The sequence below is a fragment of the Nostoc foliaceum FACHB-393 genome (assembly GCF_014698505.1).
GTDB classification, from domain to species: domain Bacteria; phylum Cyanobacteriota; class Cyanobacteriia; order Cyanobacteriales; family Nostocaceae; genus Nostoc; species Nostoc foliaceum_A.
In genome coordinates, this window is sequence record NZ_JACJTD010000087.1 from 1 (window position 1) to 21617 (window position 21617).

At 43.7% G+C, this 21617-nt stretch carries 22 protein-coding genes; 5 read left to right on the forward strand and 17 right to left on the reverse strand.

What is annotated here, in order from left to right:
* On the forward strand, positions 1-282 hold a 282-nt coding region (locus H6G92_RS34425; RefSeq protein ID WP_190900843.1), incomplete at its 5' end, for an alpha/beta hydrolase.
* 57 nt (positions 283-339) lie between these two features.
* Here H6G92_RS34425 and H6G92_RS34430 read toward each other — a convergent pair.
* Together H6G92_RS34430 and H6G92_RS34435 are read right to left on the reverse strand one after the other, a co-directional pair.
* Positions 340-528 (reverse strand): hypothetical protein, encoded by a 189-nt coding sequence (locus H6G92_RS34430; RefSeq protein WP_190971543.1) that lies wholly within the window; start codon positions 526-528, stop codon positions 340-342.
* Positions 529-675: 147 nt separating this feature from the next.
* Positions 676-1260: a protein-S-isoprenylcysteine O-methyltransferase gene (locus tag H6G92_RS34435; RefSeq protein WP_190900847.1), complete on the reverse strand. Its 585-nt coding sequence runs from the start codon at positions 1258-1260 to the stop codon at positions 676-678.
* 521 nt (positions 1261-1781) lie between these two features.
* Here H6G92_RS34435 and H6G92_RS34445 point away from each other — a divergent pair.
* Positions 1782-3131 (forward strand): AAA family ATPase, encoded by a 1350-nt coding sequence (locus tag H6G92_RS34445; RefSeq protein ID WP_190900849.1) that lies wholly within the window; start codon positions 1782-1784, stop codon positions 3129-3131.
* Between the two features lie 71 nt (positions 3132-3202).
* Entirely contained in the window at positions 3203-8827 is a 5625-nt protein-coding gene (locus H6G92_RS34450) for an nSTAND1 domain-containing NTPase (RefSeq protein ID WP_190900851.1), read from the forward strand.
* Positions 8828-9166: 339 nt separating this feature from the next.
* Here the strand turns inward: H6G92_RS34450 and H6G92_RS34455 are convergent, their stop codons facing one another.
* From H6G92_RS34455 to H6G92_RS34525, 15 genes are all read right to left on the reverse strand, one after another.
* The gene (locus tag H6G92_RS34455) at positions 9167-9589 is read right to left on the reverse strand and encodes a DUF488 family protein, N3 subclade (protein WP_190900853.1); all 423 of its coding nucleotides are present in this window, start codon (positions 9587-9589) and stop codon (positions 9167-9169) included.
* A complete protein-coding gene (locus tag H6G92_RS34460; protein ID WP_190900855.1) occupies positions 9586-10053 on the reverse strand; it encodes a DUF1392 family protein in 468 nt (155 codons plus the stop codon). Before H6G92_RS34460 ends, H6G92_RS34455 begins: the two co-directional genes overlap by 4 nt.
* Positions 10050-11537: a DNA cytosine methyltransferase gene (locus tag H6G92_RS34465; RefSeq protein WP_190900857.1), complete on the reverse strand. Its 1488-nt coding sequence runs from the start codon at positions 11535-11537 to the stop codon at positions 10050-10052. The genes H6G92_RS34460 and H6G92_RS34465 overlap by 4 nt, the downstream gene beginning before the upstream one ends.
* On the reverse strand, positions 11534-11926 hold the full coding sequence (locus H6G92_RS34470; RefSeq protein WP_190900860.1) for an ASCH domain-containing protein: 393 nt from the start codon (positions 11924-11926) through the stop codon (positions 11534-11536). Before H6G92_RS34470 ends, H6G92_RS34465 begins: the two co-directional genes overlap by 4 nt.
* A gap of 41 nt (positions 11927-11967) precedes the next feature.
* A complete protein-coding gene (locus H6G92_RS34475) occupies positions 11968-13317 on the reverse strand; it encodes a replicative DNA helicase (RefSeq protein ID WP_190900862.1) in 1350 nt (449 codons plus the stop codon).
* Positions 13318-13319: 2 nt separating this feature from the next.
* Positions 13320-14768 carry a helix-turn-helix domain-containing protein gene (locus tag H6G92_RS34480; RefSeq protein ID WP_190900864.1) on the reverse strand — a complete coding sequence of 483 codons (1449 nt, stop codon included), beginning with the start codon at positions 14766-14768 and terminating at the stop codon, positions 13320-13322.
* On the reverse strand, positions 14765-15448 hold the full coding sequence (locus H6G92_RS34485; protein ID WP_190900866.1) for a GIY-YIG nuclease family protein: 684 nt from the start codon (positions 15446-15448) through the stop codon (positions 14765-14767). Before H6G92_RS34485 ends, H6G92_RS34480 begins: the two co-directional genes overlap by 4 nt.
* Before the next feature lie 39 nt (positions 15449-15487).
* Positions 15488-16201, reverse strand: a complete 714-nt coding sequence (locus H6G92_RS34490; protein ID WP_190900868.1) for a hypothetical protein — start codon at positions 16199-16201, stop codon at positions 15488-15490.
* Positions 16198-16659, reverse strand: a complete 462-nt coding sequence (locus tag H6G92_RS34495; protein ID WP_190900886.1) for a hypothetical protein — start codon at positions 16657-16659, stop codon at positions 16198-16200. Before H6G92_RS34495 ends, H6G92_RS34490 begins: the two co-directional genes overlap by 4 nt.
* Before the next feature lie 83 nt (positions 16660-16742).
* Entirely contained in the window at positions 16743-16979 is a 237-nt protein-coding gene (locus H6G92_RS34500; RefSeq protein WP_190900870.1) for a hypothetical protein, read from the reverse strand.
* Positions 16980-17074: 95 nt separating this feature from the next.
* Positions 17075-17968 (reverse strand): hypothetical protein, encoded by an 894-nt coding sequence (locus H6G92_RS34505; protein WP_190900872.1) that lies wholly within the window; start codon positions 17966-17968, stop codon positions 17075-17077.
* A gap of 43 nt (positions 17969-18011) precedes the next feature.
* Positions 18012-18470, reverse strand: a complete 459-nt coding sequence (locus H6G92_RS34510) for a DUF1392 domain-containing protein (protein WP_190900874.1) — start codon at positions 18468-18470, stop codon at positions 18012-18014.
* A 25-nt stretch (positions 18471-18495) separates the two neighbouring features.
* Positions 18496-18696: a hypothetical protein gene (locus tag H6G92_RS34515; protein WP_190900876.1), complete on the reverse strand. Its 201-nt coding sequence runs from the start codon at positions 18694-18696 to the stop codon at positions 18496-18498.
* Positions 18689-19015: a hypothetical protein gene (locus tag H6G92_RS34520; RefSeq protein ID WP_190900878.1), complete on the reverse strand. Its 327-nt coding sequence runs from the start codon at positions 19013-19015 to the stop codon at positions 18689-18691. Before H6G92_RS34520 ends, H6G92_RS34515 begins: the two co-directional genes overlap by 8 nt.
* A 123-nt stretch (positions 19016-19138) precedes the next feature.
* A complete protein-coding gene (locus tag H6G92_RS34525) occupies positions 19139-19951 on the reverse strand; it encodes a hypothetical protein (RefSeq protein WP_190900879.1) in 813 nt (270 codons plus the stop codon).
* 148 nt (positions 19952-20099) lie between these two features.
* On the opposite strand from H6G92_RS34525, the gene H6G92_RS34530 reads away from it, so the two are divergent.
* Complete coding sequence (locus tag H6G92_RS34530) at positions 20100-20345, forward strand: helix-turn-helix domain-containing protein (RefSeq protein WP_199345100.1); 246 nt, start codon at positions 20100-20102, stop codon at positions 20343-20345.
* A gap of 151 nt (positions 20346-20496) precedes the next feature.
* On the forward strand, positions 20497-21417 hold the full coding sequence (locus H6G92_RS34535) for a hypothetical protein (protein WP_190900882.1): 921 nt from the start codon (positions 20497-20499) through the stop codon (positions 21415-21417).
* Positions 21418-21617: the final 200 nt, after the last annotated feature.

Consider the following 21617-nt stretch of genomic DNA (forward strand, 5'->3'; position numbering starts at 1 on the left):
AGAGATTGGTTACGGATGTTTCCCATCGATTTGTTGCTAACACAAAAGTTTGATTCTCTTTCTAAAGTTCGTTCTCTAGGTCTTCCTGTTTTATTTATTCATGGAACTGATGACAGCATTGTTCCATCCTACATGAGTCAGCAGTTATATGATGCTGCCTCTCAACCCAAACAACTTTTATTAATTCCAAAAGGAAAACATGTCCAAATTTATCAACCTGGAAGTAACTCATATTTACAAGCAATTCAGAAGTTTATCCAAAAAATAGAGTCTCAAGAGTAAGAAATAGATCCATCGGTATGGGCTTCGACACGATTCAAAAATAGAGTTTTCTCTGAACTAATGTATAGAATATAAGTTAGGATCTGTGGGATAATCGCTATTTTGACACCCTAATTGAGCGTAAAAAATCATCCTGCGTCCGGTTATGGCGATCGCATAATTCATATTGTGATTCAGCAACGCCGCAAATTGAGTTATTTTGGCAGCAGTTAACACATAGCTATAAGAAGCATAAGATTTCATCACATTAAAACTCCTAGTACAGGGATTTAAGCAATGGCAAAGATTCAGTAGACTTGGCAACGTAGGCTGCGCTTTTATCCTTAAAGGTTGTTTGATAAAGGGTCGGCTTGAGCCTCAACTGCGACTCAGAGGGTATATGAAGTGGACAAATTAGAATAGGTAAGGAATTAATCGTTTCGTGCATTGCCTGTAAACTTCATACTCATCACCAAAGGTATCAAGTAGCATCTGTTCCTCCTGTCCAATTCGTGTTGCATACGCAATACTAAAGCCAATGAATCCTGATAGACCTGCAATCAAGTTGGCAAGCAAGAGTGCTTGTGCAATGCACAGTAGCAGAACAGAGGTGTACATAGGATGACGGATGTTTTGATACACACCACTGGTGGAGAGAGTGTGTCCGGCTCGGATTTGCAGTGTTGATGACCAATTTTGACCCAAGTCGTGATGACTGCGCCAAAACAACCAAAGGGAAAGCGCAAGAATAGCAGTGCCTAATCCATTTGCCCAAATTGGTAAATGGTAGTTAGCAAAATTTAACCAAGGAGATAGAACATGAATCAAAGGAAGAAGCAGTATCCCAATTAATAGCAGAAGGCGCACTATCTTTTCCTGGAGGGTTTTTCGTTGATCAACAATTATGTTCTGTTTTTGTATTTGTTGGTAAGGAATTCTAATCAGCAGCCAGAAGACTATCCCCAACATGAAAATGCTCTTTGAGACAAATGGATTCATCACTGCTTCAATAGACTACAAAACACGAAGTGAATATTTAGCTAAAATTATATTTAAGTATCTGTTTGTTGCTCTAAGCAAGCTTCTAAATTACCTTAATTAGTAGTTTTTTAAGAGATTATTTAATCATTAAACCCAACCGCCCACCCCTCGCCCCCACAAGACATTCCACCGTCAGCCTGACCTCACCGCTGCCACCAACCGCTCCCGATAGTACCCCAAGCTCAGACCACACGCCCAAATCCTCGTCATGCAGAGATACCTTGTAGTACCCACAAGGCAAGCGATTTCTTCTTGACAAACTGCTTGCGCGTCTACACACTTGGTCAAGTTTGGTAATTTACGGAATATTACCCTCAAGGGTACTATTGGGGAAAACCTATGACTGCAAGTATTTGAATATTCACGTTGAGCAATAACCACTTAAAATGTAGGAGTAAAAATCAGCGTAGTGTTATTTAATAAAGTCTAATAATTATTCTTTTTCTAAGAAATATTAAAAACCATTATATTACTTATTTATGACTATAGATTTACTAGAGTTTTTCCAGCGAACAGACCCCAGCCGGACTTTACAGGTCAATCAAGGTTTAGATAAGAAGTACTACATTGATTTCTCTTCAGTCAGGGGTGGCGATATTATTGGCAAGCTGAAGCAGAAAATTACGTTCTTCAAGGCGAACGAACCCACCTGCACCCTGTTCACTGGTCATATCGGCTGTGGAAAATCGACAGAGCTAGTAAGGCTACAGGTGGAATTAGAAGATTCAGGTTATCACGTAGTATATTTTGAGTCGAGTGAAGACTTAGAAATGACGGACGTAGACATTGCCGATGTGTTGCTAGCGATCGCCCACCGTGTAAGCCAAAGCCTGGAGAAAATCACGCTCTCTGAACCAAACAAATTCTACGAACTGCTGCAAGGGGCGTTGAGGGCGCTAGACTCCGAAGTAACGGCGTTTAAGGTAAAAACACCAGCAGGTGATGTTGGTTTATCTACTGAAAAGGATAAATTCTCCTTGGCACTAGGAATTGGGGAAATCACAGCGAAGACGAAAAGTAACCCAATGCTGCGGGAGAAGCTGAATCAATACCTGGGGCCACAGAAAACGAGACTCTTGGAAGCGATTAATCGAGAACTGCTAGAGCCAGCGATCGCCAAACTGAAGCAGCAGGGGAAAAAAGGACTGGTGGTGATTGTAGATAACTTAGACCGCATAGACAACCGAATTAAACCTTGGGGTCGTCCACAACAGGAATATATGTTCGTGGATCAGGGAGAGTTTTTGACAAAGCTCAACTGCCATCTAGTTTTTACAATGCCCCTGGCGCTGAAGTTCTCCAATGATTATGGAACGCTGACCCAAAGATTCCCAGAAGACCCGAAGGTACTGCCGATGGTTCCAGTGCAATGGCCAGACGGAAGCGTACATCTTGAGGGGCTGGCGCTGATGCAGCAGATGGTACTGGCTAGGGCATTTCCTGATTTACAACCAGACGAGCGGTTAAACTACATTAGTGAAATCTTCGACAGCACAGAAACGCTAGAGCGCTTATGCAGAGCGAGTGGTGGTCATGTGCGAGATTTGCTCAGATTGCTCAATACCTGGATACAGGAGGAAATGACACTTCCTCTGTCTCGTAATACCCTGGAGCAAGTGATTCGCTCTCGACGTAATGAGATGACGATGCCGATTTCAGATTTGGAGTGGGAATTACTGCGTTATGTTAAACAAAGAAAAAAAGTCAGTGATGATCAAGGATACCAAAAGCTAATCCGTAGTAGATTTGTGTTTGAATACCGAGATGGGGGCGAATCCTGGTTTGATTTAAACCCGATATTGGCAGAGGCCGCGGAGTTAACTAATTGATTCCCTTTCTCCTTTTACCGTTCGGCTGACGCTCACGGCGAAGCCTTTACCCTTTCCCCTTCTTCAATTTTATGGATACACAGCGCCAATCAGATGAACCCATAGACAACGAGCGATCGCTACAGCAGCTAGCTTGGACGCTTCAAGCTTCTGTGGGGAAGTTTAAGCTGATTTGGGCGCGGTGTAACTACAGTAATTTACGGACTCGCTTGATAGAAAGGTTAAGCGAAATCTGTAAAATTAAAATTCAGGTATTGCAACTCAAAGAATCGGAAAGAACGCTATTTACTGCAATCCGTGAAGAATTACAGCCAGATACTCAAGCTCTGATGATTGTGGGCTGGGAATCATTGCAGGATTTACCGCAGATGTTGACAAGTGCTAATCAGGTACGCGAAGAATTTCGCAAAAACTTGTCTATTCCCGTAGTCGTATGGATTAGTGAAGAAATTCACCACACCATCATGGAGATTGCCCCTGACCTGGAAAGCTGGGGAACTAGCAGAAGTTTTGCGATCGCACAGCCTGATTTAAGCGAGTTTATTCAACAACTGGCTGATGAATATTTTAATGGTAAATTGGGTATAAATGATTACTCTATACTAGAGTTAGAATTAGAGGCAGCACAGAAAGAATTACGGTGCAATGATCAGGAAACAGAAGCTAATTTAGCCTCTGTGCTAGGTTTTGTAAAACAGACTAATAATAAAATAGCCGATGCTTTAGAGTATTACCAAAAAGCAAGAGTGCTATGCCAAAAACTGAATAATTCAGAAAAACAAGTCAGAGTTCTTGGCGAAATAGCTTATTGTTATTATTTCAAAGCATTTAAAACTAAAGATACTACTCATCTAGACTGGCAGGCTACTCGGCAGTATACGCAAGAATACATTACATTTCTCAACGAAGCTAATAATCAAGAATTAACTGCTAATTCTATTGCTAAGTTTGGTAATATCTTGCGTGATTTGAAGGAGTGGGAGCAACTCAAATATTTAGCACAACAAGCTTTAGAAGTACATCAAGCTAACAATCAGCCAATAGAATTGGCGAAAGATTACGGGTTTTTAGCCCAGGTTGCGCTGGCTCAATCGCGCTGGAGCGAAGCTAAAGAGTTGGCACAAAAAGCAAAAGATATCTTACCAGTAACTTCTGCCATAGAAGCAACAGATATTTCAGTAGTTGTGTCTAAACTCGCAGAAGAACCAAATATTCCATACGATTTAAGCCTGTATCACTTTATTTTGGCGCAGGCTGAATATGAATTAGGCGAACCCCAGCAGGCAATTCAAAACTTAGAAGTTGCAAGAGATGTTAGCAGTCCTATAAAAGATTTGCAGTTGCACTTGGATATTCTCAGTTACTTGCAACGGCTGTACTTTGAGAAAAAAGAATATCTCAAAGCATACAATACAAAACAGCAGCAGAGGTCTGTTGAACAGCAGTTTGGTTTACGGGCGTTTATCGGTGCAGGTCGATTACAGTCAACAAAGGTTGCTCAAATTGCGGCTACCAAAACTGAAACTCAAGAAAGCATTGCTCCTGAAATCGCTGCATCAGGTCGGTTACTAGATATTGAACGATTAATTGAACGCCTGGGACGGCATGATCACAAGCTGATAGTCATTCATGGACAGTCAGGGGTTGGTAAAAGTTCATTAGTAAATGCGGGATTAGTCCCAGCTTTAAAAAATAAAAGCGTAGGCATTCAAGACTATCTACCCGTAGCAATGCGAGTTTACACCAATTGGGCAGAAGAGCTAGGAAAGCTAATGCGGGAGGCATTGCAACAGAAAGGTAGAGCTAGCAATGAAGAACCAAAAGAGCTTGAGGTTCCTGGCTCAAAAATTCAAGCATCTCCTGCTGATCTGACGTTATTAATTTCTCAACTACGAGAGAACGAACAGCGTAATCTCAGGACAGTACTAATTTTTGACCAGTTTGAAGAGTTTTTCTTTGTTTATACTAAGCCAAAGCAAAGACAGCAGTTTTTCGAATTTCTGGGAGAATGCTTAAATATTCTGTCAGTGAAAGTAATTTTGTCATTGCGAGTGGATTACCTGCATTATTTACTGGAATGTAATCGCTTGTCTAGTATGACAATTATTGGTAACGATCTTCTTAGCAACAATATTCTTTATGAGTTAGGTAATTTTTCACCTGATGATACCAAGTCAATCATCCAGCGTTTGACCGAGACTACTAGTTTTCAATTAGAACAAGCTTTAATTGAGCAATTAGTAAATGATTTAGCTAATGAACTAGGTGAGGTACGTCCTATTGAATTGCAGATAGTGGGAGCGCAACTGCAAACAGATAACATCACAACTTTGGGAGAATATCAGCAGCGTGGTACGCGAGAAGAACTGGTAAAACGCTATTTGGCAGAGGTAGTGAATGATTGCGGTGTTGAGAATCAGCAAATAGCAGAGATATTGTTGTACTTGCTGACAGATGAAAAAGGGACTCGTCCTTTAAAAACTCGTGTGGAACTAGAACGAGAGCTACAACCATTAGCCGCAGATGCCACGACAAACAGTAATAGATTAGATTTGGTATTAGAGATTTTTGTCAAGTCTGGTGTGGTAGTTCTGTTACCAGAAAACCCATTTGATCGTTATCAGTTGGTGCATGATTATTTAGCAACTTTTATTCGCCAGCAACAGCAGCCGAAGCTCCAGGAGTTGATGGCAGAATTGGAAAGGGAAAAAAAGCAACGCCTGTTAGAACAAGAGCAACGCCTGTTAGAACAAGAGCAACGTCTACTAGCCCAAGAGCAACTTCAGCAATCTGAGCAGGCAAAGCAAATCTTAGCAGCAGCGAACACCAAAGCAACACAGCGTATTCGTCTTGGTTCAGGGGTCTTAGGTATCTCCCTTGTGTTGGCTGGAATTACTGCCTTTTTTGCCAACCAAGCATATCGCACCAGCCAAGAAGCGCAGACAGGTGCAAGACTAGAAAGACAAGGAATTACAGCGTGGCAGAACTTTCAAGTACAAGAAATAGAAGCATTACTGCTAGCTATGCAGGCTGGACAAGAGTTACAACAGCTAGTCAAAGATAAACGCCCGCTAGAAGAATATCCTACAGCTAGCCCCAACTTAGCTTTACAGACAATTTTGGATAACATTCACGAGCAGAATCGACTCAAAGGGCATACTAGCAATGTTGAAACCGCTAGTTTTAGCCCGGATGGGAAACGCATCGTCACTGCCTCATTTGACGGAACGGCCCGGGTGTGGAACTTATCTGGTAGACAACTAGCCGAAATCAAAGGACATACTAGCAGTGTCAACAGTGCCAGTTTTAGCCCGGATGGGAAACACATCGTCACTGCCTCATTTGACGGAACGGTGCGAGTGTGGGACTTATTTGGTAAACCACTAGCCGAACTCAAAGGGCACACTAAGCAACTTACAAGCGACAGTTTCAGCCCAGATGGAAAACGCATCGTCATTGGCTCATCGGACAACACGGCCCGGGTGTGGAACTTATCTGGTAAACTACTAACCGAAATCAAAGGACATACCGGACGTGTCAAAAGTGCCAGTTTTAGCCCGGATGGGAAACGCATCGTCACTGCCTCTGATGACAACACGGCGCGGGTGTGGGACTTATCTGGTAAACCACTAGCCAAACTTAAAGGGCATACTAGCATGGTCGACACTGCTAGCTTTAGCCCGGATGGGAAACGCATCGTCACTGCCTCATCAATGTTATCAGAGAACACGGTGCGGGTATGGGACTTATCTGGTAAACAACTAGCCGAACTTAAAGGGCATACCGGCCATGTTATCAGCGCCAGTTTTAGCCCGGATGGGAAACGCATCGTCACTGCCTCATTTGACGGAACGGCGCGGGTGTGGGGCTTATCTGGTGAACAACTAGCCGAATTTAAAGCAGATACCGACGGCCTAGTCAAAAGTGCCAGTTTTAGCCCAGATGGGAAACGCATAGTCACAGCATCAAGTGACGGAACGGCGCGGGTGTGGGACTTATCTGTAAAACAACTAGCTGAACTTAAAGAGGATATCGGCAAGGTCATCAGCGCCAGTTTTACCCTGGATGGGAAAAGCATCGTCACTATCGTCACTGCCTCATCTGACGGAACGGTGGGGGTATGGGACTTATCTGGTAAAAAACTAGCCCAAATCAAAGGACATATCGAACGTGCCGACACCGCTAGTTTTAGCCCGGATGGGAAACGCATCGTCACTGCCTCATTGGACGGAATGTGGGAGGTATGGGACTTATCTGGTAAAAAACTAGCCGAATTTAAAGCAGATTCCGCCCTAGTCAACAGTGCTAGTTTTAGCCCAGATGGGAAACACATCCTCATTGCCTCATGGCTTAATGAAAGCACGGTGTGGGTATGGGACTTATCTGGTAAAAAACTAGCCCAAATCAAAGGGCATATCGGCACAGTCAACAGTGCCAGTTTTAGCCCGGATGGGAAACGCATCGTCACTGCCTCTGATGACAACACGGCGCGGGTGTGGGTATGGGACTTATCTGGTAAACTACTAACCGAAATCAAAGGACATACTAGCAGTGTCAACAGTGCCAGTTTTAGCCCGGATGGGAAACGCATCGTCACTGCCTCTGATGACGGAACGGTGCGGGTATGGGACTTATCTGGTAAACTACTAACCGAAATCAAAGGACATACCGGACGTGTCAACAATGCCAGTTTTAGCCCGGATGGGAAACGCATCGTCACTGCCTCTGATGACAGAATGGTGTGGGTATGGGACTTATCTGGTAAACTACTAACCGAAATCAAAGGACATACCGGACGTGTCAACAGTGCCAGTTTTAGCCCGGATGGGAAACGCATCGTCACTGCCTCTGATGACAGAACGGCGCGGGTGTGGGATTTATCTGGTAAACTACTAACCGAACTCAAAGGGCATACTAGTAGTGTAAGCTATGCCAGTTTTAGCCCGGATGGAAAACGTATCGTCACTGGCAACAACCGCATTCTCTCTACTGACGGAACGGCGAGGGTATGGCGAGTTGATAGCCTTGATGTACTTTTATCTCGTGGTTGTCAATGGCTGAACGATTATCTAGTACTCAATCCTAAGGACTTACAAACTTTAACGGTGTGTCAAAATAAATCAAACTTAATGGCAGCAGCACCATTTATGGTTAAAGAAGGTGAAAATGATGCCAGAGCAGGTAGTACTGAAAGTGCGATCGCTACATTCCAAACAGCCTTTCAATGGAATCCTAACTTAAAATTTGACCCCAAGGTGAAAGCAGCAGAGTTTGCTAACAAGGGTAAAGCTGAACGCTTAATACAGGAAGGTGAAAGAATTGTGAAAGAGAATAAAGTTCAGCAAGCAGTAGAATATTATAACGAAGCGCAAAAGTTAGATCCACAAATTGAGATTTCTGCTGATTCTTGGAACACATTATGCCGCCAAGGTAGTCTGCGAAAAAAAGCTAATTTGGTAATATTTGCTTGTGATAAAGCCGTTCAACTTCAGCCTTATAGTGCTAGTATTCGTGATAGCCGAGGGCTAGCCAGAGCGTTGACAGGTGATACCAAAGGAGCAATAGCAGACTTTGAAGCGTATATTGCTCAGGTTGATGATAAAGATACTAAAGCACAACGGCAACGCTGGGTGAAAGAATTAAAAGCTGGCAAGAATCCCTTTACAGATGAAGAACTGAAGAAGTTATTGCAATAAATTATGCGGGTTTGCTGCAATTGACCCCACCAACCGCCCCCGATAGAACTCCTGCCGTAAACCAGATACTACACCAGCTACACCAAGTTATGACCAAATACCCAGGTCTTCATCGCCCAAGGAAATTTGATAATAGCCACAAGATAAGCGATCGCACTTCACAAAATACCCAGCGTCGTACCATTTGGCTAACAGCGATTGAATAACAGGGGGATAGGTGGAGTTAATTGCGGAATTAGCTCGATTTTGTGAGTTGATTAACTCAATGTTGTGAGCGTAAGATTTTCCACGTGCGATAACAGTAGTCTTGGTATCGGGCTTACCGATACCTTTACTTGATTATATTGTTATTGAACTATTTTGTGTATTATTTGTGGACAAGGGTACAGGCAATAAACTAACTTCGCTGCCCCATAAATGCGGTAGCGATCGCGCTATCACTTCTTGCCCGACAATATGCCTGTGACAAAAATCCCCGGTTTTTTCATAGCAGCACAGAGTTATATCATTTGGGTTGTCTTGTTGTTTCCGCACCCAGATATCAATTAGTTGCTGACGAGATTGTAGAATCAAGACAAACTCTTTCTCATACTCTTCCTGAGCTTCAGCATCTTTAGCCGAATTCTTCCACCAATCGAGTAGTTCTTTTTTAGGAGCGAACAAGGGTAAATGCTTGCCTTTCCAGTTTTGGGGAGGATATAGCGAGATTGAGATAGCCTCACCCAGTATTTGACCACTGTAATACGAGGTGTAGACTGTCATAGCTTCACCCGCTCCAAATCATAATCGCTGACTCTTGCGATCGCCGAATCAGACCTAAAAACCTCACAATTTTCAGATATGGCTGGCGACATCCATTCGATGCAGTAGAACCAGCAATTGGTAATCAACTGAATGCCCTGGACAAGCCGAAGTGGAGGACCATCGCCATGAAACCGGAACTTAGCTAATTCACCTAGCCGGAAAACAGGTTTTGGAATGGGGAGCGATTCTAAATGACCTGTACCGATAATTTTGCTCTCATAAACAGTTATATTGTCGTTATCAGTAGCGATTTCATAAGCCCATCCCTGTTGCTTCCACTCGATACCGCAACAGTAACCGAAGGTTTTGGTAGTAGTAACGTAAACTCTTTCTAACAGGCTAACAGCTACTGGTGGGATTTGTTGACCCCAAGGTGATGAAAGATGCCAGCAGTACTCTAGATTGTGGATTTGAGGAATCATACAGATGTTCTTAAAAGTAATTTACTCTGTGCAGATATAAATAATTGAGTAGCAAAACTGGGAGGCACGGAATAACCAATGATTGACCCAGCCGTTGCTGTCTCTTGGGGGAATTCGTACCAATCAGGAAATCCTTGTAAAATAGCAGCCCCTTCAATAGACAAAGATTTGACCGTATCATCCGGTAACCAAATATCAGCGAACTTGTTCCGATTGCACCCCTTGTGGTCGGTGAAGTGCGTAGGCGCAGCCCGCCGCAGGCATCGCAGTATCGTATTGCAGGGTAAATGTGCAGGTTTGTATTTCACTTTGTTGCGTCCACCAACTCGTTCAATCAAAAGTGGTGCGGGGTCATTTGAAACTAAAAATTGTTCTACCGCTTGCCGTTGTTTGGACAGTAGTTGGGAATCGGGCATTGTGGGAATTAATGGAGTGATCGCCTCGTACCAACTTATTGGTTTTTTGTGAGCGGGTATTGCAGGGCGACAACCTCTACTGGCAATCAGAACTAACCGCCGACGTGCCTGGGGTAGTCCAAAATCGGCCATGTTGACCACGCTGTAATTGACCAGATATCCTTCTTGTTCTAAAGCTTCTAAAAGAATACTGAAACTCTGACTGTTCTGATAACGCGGCACATTCTCCAGCGTAAACACCCGTGGCTGCAACTGTCGGATGGCTTCCGCCACAGCGATCGCAGCCGTCAGATTGTCAGCCGTTTCAATACCCTTACCTGCTTTGGCTGTGTGGGCTTGGCTGAAGTTGGCGCATACTGGGGAGGCATGGAGGTAATCGGGGCGGCGGGGAAAACCTAGAAATCCTGACTGCGCTACTTCTTGGACTGTTAGCTGGATTATTCTACAGCCATACTCGCTGAAGTTGTGGTGATGAGTTTTGGCGATCGCCTTGCTCAGTTCTGGTTTGCTTGGGTCGAACTCTACTGCAATGACTGGGCGAATACCAGCTTGAACCATCCCGGCCTCGATCCCGCCGCCACCAGCGAAAAGTACTATGGCGATCGGTGCATCATCTGGAAGAACTGGTTTTATTTTTGTGTTATCAAAATTTTTGCAGACATCTGATTTTGGTGATGGCTTTTTGGTTTTCGCTTTTTTGATAAAGGCGATAATATCTTCCTTAGTTGCCTCCTGCTGTTGCATTAGACGAATCATTGGAATAGCGCCAGGGGGAATTGAGCCGATACTTCGCCCTTTCCATATTCCATCAACTCGTTCTTCCCAGTTGTATCCCCATCGCCATAGAGTCGGGTTGTTTGGGTCACGCTCACCTATAACTCGTGGGTAAAAAGCTATTGAGCCATCAAGTAGCTTTTTCTTTTCGAGATACGGATAGAGGCATCCTTGGCTATGAATTTGTGAGCTTTCAAGGTCGTCCTCTAAGAATTTTTCGGGTGTTGCAGATAACTCAACTATTACTGATTTTGGCTTTGGAAGTAGCGTATGACTTCGGGCTGTTTTAGTCATGCAGCCACCTCCATGACCAAATCATCCGGTACTTCAAAAATCCCCAACCGCCCAATGTAAGGAATCGGTCTAATCTCGCGTGGATTCTCCAGCTTCCAGTGATATTGCATGGGCATTCCCCAGCCAGACGCAACTTGTGAAAATTGGCAGTCAACTATTGTGACAATGCCAATAACTTGACCGCGACGTAGAGAGATTAATTCTAGGATTACTATCCCCATCCCTTGGCAAAATTCTCTCGCTGACTGGTACTCTTTTTTGGTGCAGGTTTTTGCAGCGTGAATCAGAATGTCGCCGCGATAATGAATGGGCCAGCCTCGGTTTTCAATATCCTTAAGAGCATAAATTATTGCCCATGCCCAAGGCTGACGGACGGATAGCGCTTTCATATATCGACCTCTAAGACTTAAAAAAAGTTCATTGCATCAAATTATCTTGCCAAGTTCAAAAATTTCGAGGTCGATAAATCGCACAACATGGTCGCAGTGCCGAGCTTACCGTAAAGGCGGTTTTTCTCAACAATTAACTCGATAGTGCGGTCGCTTGGGTCTTTTGTGTAAACAGCATCGCGGTAAAGCATGATTAACTGGTCACAAACCTCAAAGATTTCGCCAGAATTACGTAACAGATGACGGTTGGGGCGTTTATCAGCCGTTGTTTGATTGCCCCGATTGATTTGACAGCCCAAGAAAACAGGGATTTTGTGAGACTTGGCGATATCCCGAATCTGGCGGGTAATCTTGCCGACTTCAAAAGCCATATTTCCACCGGACTCCAGAGGAATCTGCTGCAAGTAATCAATAAACACAGCACCAATAGAACCACCAAATTCGGCAATAGCACGGCGCACAGCACTTGCAATCATTGCGGTTGTAGGGGAGGAATGCTCGTAAACCTTCCAAGGCAGTTCCACCATCTGTCCTATGCCTTGTGCTATTTGCTCCCAGTAGCATTGCGTATTGGTTTGAATCATAGAAGCATCTACGCCTGTGATTCGTGCCAGCATTCGGGCATTGAGTTGATTCTTATCCATTTCTGGAGTTACGTACAGAACTGGTTTTCCAAGTTTGGTCATGATTTCGTAAGCGTAAGAAATCATAAAGTGAGTTTTCCCCATGTGGGATTCAGCAGCCACTACAACTAAGCTGCTAGGATAAATGCCACCGGTGATATTTTCGAGGTCGTACCAGCCAACTCTGTCACCTGCCATACTTCCCATCTCCAACTTTTGAAAAAGTTCAATGCCCATGTCTTGTGCTGAGAAAACCTTGCAACGTTCATCGCTTTGATTTTGAGTAACACCAAAAACTTTCGCCTCAGCTTGACCAAGGACAAGTGGTAGTTCAGTTTGCGTCTCGTAACCGAGTTGGACAATTTCATTGCCCACTTTGATTAACTGCCGCCGTCGATATTTCTCCATCACTAGATCAGCCAAAGCATCAATGTTGACGGCGGACACAGTGCGGTCTACCAAAGTTGCTAGCTTATTCCTGCCACCAATGCGATTGAGCAAATTGTGGTCAGCCAACCATGCGGTGACGCTTAGTAAATCTGTCGGTTGGTACGTAGCATGAAGTTGAACTGCGGCTTGATAAATATCTTTGTGGGCGCTGATGTAGAAGGCTTCAATGCTCAAGCGATCGCTAACTCTAGTCATCGCTTCTGGGTCAAGCATAATCCCGCCCAAAATCGCTTCTTCAGCCTCGATGTTTTGTGGGGGCAAGTTGACTTGATTTCGGTCAGGGGCAAAAGAAACTACGTTGTCTTGATTGCTGTACATAATCATGCTCTTAGTGCTAATTTTAACTGCGCTTCAACTTCTCTCAAATTTGTGGTGGAAGATGGTTTGGAGTTGCTCGGAACTTTTGGCTCATTTGCTTTGGCTTGAAGTTTTGCCTTTAGCTCCAGCATTTGTGGGCTGTGCTGATACCCATTGGATGGAACCCGAATGGATTGCTCTTGCTGACGGCGCATTCGGTCTTGTACTAAAGCATCTTCGAGCGTGATGCTAGTGGTGTTACTTGGGCTTTTTGTCGTAGCAGTATGCAATTGGGGTAGGGGCTGTTTTTCTGTTTGCAATGCCTGGTTATAGCGCTGCATCAGGTTCGTCCATCCCCCTTTGGTTTTTTCCCAGGTGTTCATGACTGCGATCGCATGAGTAATTTCAAGTTGTGCCGAGAGTTTCGATTTCGTGGCTAATTCTTGTGCTAGGAAGTCCACGACTATCGGGTTGAAGTTCTGGTACAAGTTATTCAGCTTTCGTTCTCCATTGCGCCAAGGTAAAACCCAGCACTTCCACTTGATTGTTTCTCTGACAAGCAGTGGTAGAGAATCATCACTCATAGCAGTTGGGTCTGTTAGCCAAGCATCAATCAGTTCTTTCACGTTCCTGGCTGTCTTGTAGGGACAGGTTAGTTGCGGCTTATTCGCTTGTTCGCGTTTCTCGAACGACCCCCCCGCAATAGTTGATCCTCTTGAGGGATTATCGGTTTTTTGCGAAGACTCGGATTTTTTTAACAACGAAGTGGGTTGTTGTGGGGTTGGTTGTTGTGGGGTTGGTTCTTCTGGGGTTGATTCTTCTAAACTTGGTTTTTCTGGAGTTGGTTCTTCAAGATTTAGCTGTTCAGTTTCACACACACACGATTCTTGGGTGGGAAAGGCGTTTTGAGTTGGGGGTGTTGCATTAAGTGTAAATTCCTTAGATGGGATTACCTTATTGGGATATACTTCGTCTACCAAATCAGGTACCACTACTCCTACCAGATTTGGTACCACTACCCCTACCAAATTAGGAACCACACCCCTACCAGATTTGGTACCACTACCCCCTCCTGATTTGGTACCACTGCCATTATTGCCAGGAGTATTACCATTCTGTGACAAGTTTTTATTAACACTATTTGTCGTGAATTCTTGCCTAATCGCTGGTAAAGATTGCGAGTCAAGCCACTCACTTGGTTGAGTAAGTTCGTAAATGGATGTTCTACCTTTGCGTTCTTGTACAACTTTTATTAATCTGGCAGCAACTAAAACCCGCAATGATTTTCGGACAGTTTTTTCATTCATCAAGCAGCTTTGAGCCATGTTAGGGATAGATTCAAAGCAGCCGTTTTTACCAGCACGTCTGACGATGTGGGAATATAAGCGATATTCCATTGGCTCTAGCCCGTACTCATCAAAGTAAGATGGAACAACGGGTAAAAAGTTTTTGCGATCCCTTGTTGTATTCATACTTTATACCTCCGTTTCATGCCTAAACATAGTTGTTCAACATCCGCATCAGAAAAAGAAAACCATTCACCAATTAAGCGTTGATAGTGGTATTGTTCATGCAATTTATCTTCTAAAGAGTTAGCTGCTTCATAGGAGTCAAACTCCAGATAGAAAATGACATCTACATGAGAACCACACTGTGAAGCAATATTTTGAATACGCTTGCGAAGACAGGCTGTTAGTCCAATTTTGTAAATGCCATCACCTAATCTTTTAATAAAATAAACAAATCCACCTTTAGGGTTGTTAGGGACTAGAGGTAAATATCGATATCGTGATTCTAATTGCCACCTTTGTTCCCAAACTCTGTCTTGAGAGTGTCCTTGCGATAAGTAAGTTTCTTTACTCATCCATAAAGCAGTAGAAGAAATTTTAGGTTGAAATCTAATCAGCTTCTGAGTCGTCAAAAGATAAGTTTTGGCTGATTTAAGTGCAGCATCACCAAAACCATATTGTCGCGCTTTTTGGGCAAGCTCATCAGTATTAAAAGTAGACCCGTCTTCTATAAGCGAACAAATAAATTCACAACATCGACGCGCTTTACCAGAAAGAGACTTTGCTTGAATAGTTTCTTTTTCTTCAGGGAAAGGTAAGTTTTCTTCTGTTATACTCATAGAAATAACACCACCACATTTCAAAGTTTTACTTTCCTCGGTTTGCTCCTAAACTGAGGTTTTTTACTTAGAAATTGAGTAATATCTACTAATCTCACCCGACGCGATCGCACTCACAATTGATAAAGCGGATTGAGGACTAATCGCTTTGTCTGGTGTCTTATAAAAGCCAACAATTTGATTGGCTGGACGGATAATAATTCGTTGCTCTGTAGTGCGCTTGTCCCAAACAAAGCATGAAATGGTGATATTATCTGTCGCCCAGCGTTTACCTTTCTTGTCCTTGCGAAAACAAAAACGAGGCAGAATCAGTACAAGTGACGGCGGGTGCTGTTGTAAGAAATTAGCCCGGTCATCACAGGGTTCGAGAAAGCTGGTCAGAAGGAATGCGGCGACACCCACACGCGCTTTCTGGTAAGCATTTCTGATGATTGGTGCAGCAAATTCTGAAAATGGTGGATTGGTACAAATCCAATCGCAATCAGGAAACTTAGTCCATGACTCGGATAGTGTTGCATCCAGATGGTAATCAGCTGCCTTATGTGGATCAATATCGTTCGTCCACATTTGCTTGGTGTAGGGCCACACCGATAGTAATGTTGCGATCGCTCCATGTCCTACACATGGCTCACCAATCACACCAGATAATCTGACATGACGCAATAACTCAGTAGTAAACCACGATGGAGACTCGTAAAAGTTCAGTAGATGCCTACCAACAGTTTCTATAGATGCACTTGTATGTGGTTGTGATGTCAGGAGTTGTGTGACAGTCATACTTTATCCTCACTAAATTCAATGTGGCTTAAAGTCTGAAGTTCAACAGCTAATCCACTTAAGAAATTTTGGAGTTCGACTGTTGCCAATTCTTTGGATATCTCTTTTTCTGACGTATAAATAAGTTGCTTCTGATGCCCAAAGTAAACTTCTGTACGAGTTAAGTTTTGCTCTATATCAGTTAATAGAGTCAAAGTAAATCTTCCAAGTTTACAAAAGTAATAGGGACGCTTTGAACTCCAAGATTTTCCGGGCTGCCAAGTTATTTGGGATTTTTTACCAATGTGAACGCTGATAGATTCAAAATCAACGTGGAAAATGTTCAACAAGGCAAGCATTTCGCCACTGTTGTAATGATCTACAACGTGCTGCCTAATGCCTGACTCTGCTAAACCGTCAGGAATATTAATGTGAGCTTCAGATAAGATTTTTTCAACCACTGTGACTATGGCTTTCATTTACACTCCTCCATCTTGTAATTTGTAAGAAAATATTCCCTGGTGCATTATTCGTGCTTCAATTGAACCCTTGGTAAAAAATGTTACTTAGCGAATAAACAATCGGTTTCATATTCGTTATCATCCTCAGATCCTGATGAATCATTTATCAATTCAAATTCTTCGACTGCGAAAATAGCCATAGCCACACACGCTCTTTCTGCTGGATGTGTAGCTGATTGCATTCGATATGATTCGGGGACTACATAACCTTGGATCGCGTAGAATTTCTTAGCTAGTTTTTCAATCAGTACATCTTTCTGGAAATAGCCGAGTTCCATATCTTTTCCCCTCAAGGTAAAATTTACCTTTGTTGTAAAAGTCTTAATTCTTGATTACTGAGCGATCGCTCTCCTTGACCGATGACCGATGACCATCAAGCAATAACTACAGCTTTCTTACTAGCGAAAGCCCCCGCCTGCCTTAGCGCTGCTCCAGGACTGGGATGAGCAAAGAACTCTTCTACAGCTTTGTCCAACCCAGCCGCAACAACCGGATCGTGGCAAGCGTAGACATAGATGGGCTGTTGCACACCGTTAACCAATCGTGTCTCTTGGCGATCGCCCAGGTGTGGGTAGAATGTTCTCACCCATGTGCCTAAGTGTCCGCGATAGTGAGGGCCACTGATAGGGACTTTCTTTCCAAGTTCGCTCTCTGCAAAGTTGACCACGCCGAGCCAGCGTTCTTCCGAAGGGGTTAACAATTTTCTGTTGTGTTCTGCTAGAAGATTCCCGGCATAGTCTTTAAATTGCTGTTCCATGTACGGGTTGAGTCTGCCACCAGTTAACTCAGCTAAAGTTTTCATGGCCAGGACAAGAGTATGCAATCGTTGTTCAACTGGGGGGAGGGCTGGTGTGGAGGGTTGTTCTTGTGGTTGAGTAGCAGGTTTTGTCCAGCCCATAATGTCTTGCATCCAGGCACGAACACCGATACTTTCAAATGCTTCACAGGCTAATCTTGCTTGTTCGCTGCATCTTTTTCCCGCTTCGTAGCCGTAATAATGAAGTATTGCGGCAACAGCTATATCAGGGATACCGGACTGCGACCACCCTAAAATGTCAGCACCTTCAAACCCTTTGCGGACAAGCTTTTCAACCAATTTAGAACCAGAATTATCAGCAGCAGTTTTGAGACTTCTGAGCAATCCGGCATCGTTGACATCAGCTAATCTTGCAGTTGCCCGAATACTGGCTTTACCTTGTCCATTAGAGTCAACAGTGATTTCTTGCTTTATCTGTTCAATAATTTGGGCTACTTCGATTTGTGACATAACTTTCGTTGGGTGATAATTTTTCGTTGTTGATTAGAGAGAATTAGACATTCACGCGCACCAAACTTTTTTCACCAACCAGTGAGAAACGATTCGATATAGTTGGTGTCTTAATTAACGTTGGTGACATTAATTCAACAAGGTAAAACCAAGAATTATGCACCAGTGCAATCCCTAAAATCAGCCGTTGTTTTGTTCCCTGATCGTGAGAACAGAGCATTACTCTTTCGCCCAAAACGAAAGCAGGTTTTTGTACACTGATGGCTTCTAACTCTCCAGTCCCGATGATTTGGTTTTGTGTGGCGTGCAGTATTTCATTACGGCAGTCAATTGAATAAATCCAGCACTCATGCTTCCATTGCATACCGCAGCAATAGCCAAATGTTCTCGTGGTTCTCAAGTAAACTCTCTCCAGTAAATTCACCTCAACGGGTGGAATTGTTCCACGCCAAGGTGGGGAAAGATACCAACTTGTTTTCAAGGCGTTAATGTGGTCAATCATGCTTTTCTTCCCTGGGATTAATAACCTAAAAATCCTTGGCAATCTCCAACAAAAAGCCGCGTCCCGTGTTCTGCACTTGCACCAGTTCTTTATCCAACAGAGTTTGAATAACTGAATCGGAGAATTGGAATTGCAAACGGTGCAGAGGCACACAACCGCCACAAAACTGAAGCACACGCAGCAAATGATTTGCTCTGTGGTCAAAGCTATCTGTAGAATTAGCCATTGGTACTACCTCCAGTGATGGCTACTAGTTGTTGTTGCAGAATAGAGATTTGCTGTTGATAAAAGTCAATCTCTGCGGTAATTTGCTGAAATAATTCTTCTGGTGTGAGCGGTTGGATTTGATCCTCTTTCAAGTACGATATTTCATCAGAATTCTTGTTAGGCATCAGCACATAGCGCCAACCATCATCAAATTGTTCAGCCAACTCTGTACCAGATGGGTAGTAGTAAAGTCCTAGAATCGTGCCTTGTTCTGTGCGCTGCTCCAAACCAAAGCGAGGGTAGTCCCAGTGTTGGGGGATTGATATTGTGGCTTGCATTGATTTAATTGGGGATTGGTGAATAAATAATTAGGGAAAGGGGGAAAGGGCAAAGGGGAAGGGAATGAAGAAATTTACCTTTCCCCCAACCCCAAAAACCTTTTCCCAGGTGAAGCCCAAGACTTACGCTGTGACTAACTCTGCTCTCTCCAGCAGTCGTTGCAATTTATCGCCATTTAGCTGTTCTAACGGTTGATCTAAAAAATATTCATCAAAAATGGATTTACCATCAGTAGACACGTCCACCATCGACAATGAGCGCACAGCATCAAGCACGGAGTTAGAATACTGCTGCTGGACTGAATAACGCCTCTTCACCCACCAGTTACCGTCAGTGCATCCGACTTGCCCCAGTTTCACGCCCTTGTTGTTGTAAATGCCATCATTGAGAATTTCAAACCCGTAATTTTGGCACTCGTTGAAGATATGCGCCATGATTTGGTTTTCGGTCGTGGGGGGTGTTGCTTCTTTATCCTGCACAGGTAATGAACCGTCTTTGTAATGAGTGCAGATGAAGCGATCGCAACGCATTAGAGTGTTGGCACGAAATAATTCTTTGTCGTTGACCATTACTACCCAGCGTTGCGTTAAATGGTTGTCGTCATGGCTGATGCTGGCTACCAGTTTGTCATCAGCGTAATATTCGTGATGGTCAAATGAGATTTCGACTATTCTGAGGGGTTCAGGAGCTATGGCTTGGGCTTGGTCAGCGATGTAGTTGTCGAGTTCGGCTTGGGCGAGGGCTTGTTCGTCGGGAGCAGCAGAGGTGAGTTTCTGAACCTTGCTTGCTTGGTAATCAGCGATCGCAGTGATCCAAGAATCCTTACAGCGTTTGTCGTTTACTTCGACTGTGCAGGCGATTTCGCTGTAGATTTGCTTTAGCCGTGCAATGGATTTCAGTTGCAGCTGTTGTTGGCTGTAGATAATGTAAGTCATAATAAATCAGTTCCTAACGGGACGGAAAGCGCTTCGATTACCAGTCTGGGGCGCTTTCTTTATACCTAATAGTGTAATCTGTTAATTAACACGTTGTCAACTGTTTAGTTGACAATTAACATATACTTTTAGAATTGGAATTATGACTATGACTGTGAAAGTAAGACGGATTATTAAGCTAGAAGTTGATGTTCCTGGATTGGGCGATCGCATTAAACAGGCCAGAGAAGCTAGGGGACGGCCAGTTACACAGATGGCCAAAGAAGTTGGAATATCTCGTAACTATTGGTATCAGTTAGAGGCGGAAGCTGTTTTAGGTGGTGTAGCAGAAGAAACTCTTCGGAAAATTGAAGAGGTGCTGGGTGTAGATTTAGGGGTACAGTTTGATGATTGACCTTCATACTATTAATCCTCTTGCTCTCCCCTGTGTCTTATTAGAGAAGCGATACCTGGGTTGGGCTACAACTATGCAGTTATCAGTTACATCCAGAATTTACGTTGCAGTTGACTGTGAGAAAATCTCATTGAATTAGAAAGGTGGAATGATGCCTAAACCACCTTCTAGACGCAAAAAAGACACTTCTCTCGCATCTACCGATTCAACTTCAGCAGCTAACTCTGTAAACGAGGATATCTCCCAGCAAGAAGACCCAGGTTCAGCAACGATTACAGTTACTGCTGTTGAAATTCCCGAATTAACCGAGCAGGAAATTAGCGATCGCTTGCTCCTGGAGAGGAAAGTGGAACGGGCATTTTTTGAGGCGGGGAAGGCATTAATGGAATTACGGGATCGTAAGTTATATCGCTCTACTCACAAAACCTTTGAGGAGTATTGCCGGGATCGCTTTGGCCATAATCGTCGCCAGTCTTATCTTCTAATGGATGCAGCAGTAATATTTGATAACTTAGAGCAAAAATGTGATCGGAACGATCACATTTTGCCGACTAATGAGTGGCAAATCAGGCCACTGTCCAAGCTTGACCCGGACATTCAGCCCGAAGCATGGGAGCAAGCTGTAGAGTCTGCCAAGGGGAAAGTACCATCTCATCGCATTGTCAAAGATGCAGTGCAACGCATCATGGAACGTACAAAAGTACCCAATACCTACCAAATCGGCGAAGTGTGCCAAATCCTTGTTAAAGACAATCCTGAACTGAGAGGCAAGGGTGGCTGTTGGGGGATTGTCAGCCAAGCAAATGAGTTCAGTTGCACTGTGAGAATGTGGGATGGCGAGTACGCCATTGGGTTGCAGCACCTCAAATCTTACAATTACCTGCCTGCCGAGTGTGAGCAGATGCGGGTGATTTGCGATCGCATCAGTCGAGTGTATTCCGATTCGCTGGAGGAGACAGTTAAAAGTCTGTTGCAGTCGTTGGGGAAGCTGAATCGACCTTATCTTACTGCTGTGGAAGAGAAATTGTTGAGTGTTTTGGAGTCTGAATATGGCAGAGAGATAACACCCTAAACAATTTCGGCAAATTGGCATCCAATGGCGTTGGGTTGCAGTTTCAATGGAGATATCACCATAACGGGACATTAGACTTGTCCGAAAACTCCAAAGCCAGACTGTTCAAAGCTTTGGGGCAAAACTTTGATATCTTCGTAAAAACGGAGGCATAAGGCTTTGAGATAGTTAGTGATAGTTTAGAGACATAAAAATTAACT

Coding starts and splice junctions, on each gene's coding strand:
- H6G92_RS34435 (WP_190900847.1), bottom strand. CDS start 1,260: ATGAATCCATTTGTCTCAAAGAGCATTTTCATGTTGGGGATAGTCTTC.
- H6G92_RS34445 (WP_190900849.1), top strand. CDS start 1,782: ATGACTATAGATTTACTAGAGTTTTTCCAGCGAACAGACCCCAGCCGG.
- H6G92_RS34450 (WP_190900851.1), top strand. CDS start 3,203: ATGGATACACAGCGCCAATCAGATGAACCCATAGACAACGAGCGATCG.
- H6G92_RS34455 (WP_190900853.1), bottom strand. CDS start 9,589: ATGACAGTCTACACCTCGTATTACAGTGGTCAAATACTGGGTGAGGCT.
- H6G92_RS34460 (WP_190900855.1), bottom strand. CDS start 10,053: ATGATTCCTCAAATCCACAATCTAGAGTACTGCTGGCATCTTTCATCA.
- H6G92_RS34465 (WP_190900857.1), bottom strand. CDS start 11,537: ATGACTAAAACAGCCCGAAGTCATACGCTACTTCCAAAGCCAAAATCA.
- H6G92_RS34470 (WP_190900860.1), bottom strand. CDS start 11,926: ATGAAAGCGCTATCCGTCCGTCAGCCTTGGGCATGGGCAATAATTTAT.
- H6G92_RS34475 (WP_190900862.1), bottom strand. CDS start 13,317: ATGTACAGCAATCAAGACAACGTAGTTTCTTTTGCCCCTGACCGAAAT.
- H6G92_RS34480 (WP_190900864.1), bottom strand. CDS start 14,768: ATGAATACAACAAGGGATCGCAAAAACTTTTTACCCGTTGTTCCATCT.
- H6G92_RS34490 (WP_190900868.1), bottom strand. CDS start 16,201: ATGACTGTCACACAACTCCTGACATCACAACCACATACAAGTGCATCT.
- H6G92_RS34495 (WP_190900886.1), bottom strand. CDS start 16,659: ATGAAAGCCATAGTCACAGTGGTTGAAAAAATCTTATCTGAAGCTCAC.
- H6G92_RS34500 (WP_190900870.1), bottom strand. CDS start 16,979: ATGGAACTCGGCTATTTCCAGAAAGATGTACTGATTGAAAAACTAGCT.
- H6G92_RS34505 (WP_190900872.1), bottom strand. CDS start 17,968: ATGTCACAAATCGAAGTAGCCCAAATTATTGAACAGATAAAGCAAGAA.
- H6G92_RS34510 (WP_190900874.1), bottom strand. CDS start 18,470: ATGATTGACCACATTAACGCCTTGAAAACAAGTTGGTATCTTTCCCCA.
- H6G92_RS34515 (WP_190900876.1), bottom strand. CDS start 18,696: ATGGCTAATTCTACAGATAGCTTTGACCACAGAGCAAATCATTTGCTG.
- H6G92_RS34520 (WP_190900878.1), bottom strand. CDS start 19,015: ATGCAAGCCACAATATCAATCCCCCAACACTGGGACTACCCTCGCTTT.
- H6G92_RS34525 (WP_190900879.1), bottom strand. CDS start 19,951: ATGACTTACATTATCTACAGCCAACAACAGCTGCAACTGAAATCCATT.
- H6G92_RS34530 (WP_199345100.1), top strand. CDS start 20,100: ATGACTGTGAAAGTAAGACGGATTATTAAGCTAGAAGTTGATGTTCCT.
- H6G92_RS34535 (WP_190900882.1), top strand. CDS start 20,497: ATGCCTAAACCACCTTCTAGACGCAAAAAAGACACTTCTCTCGCATCT.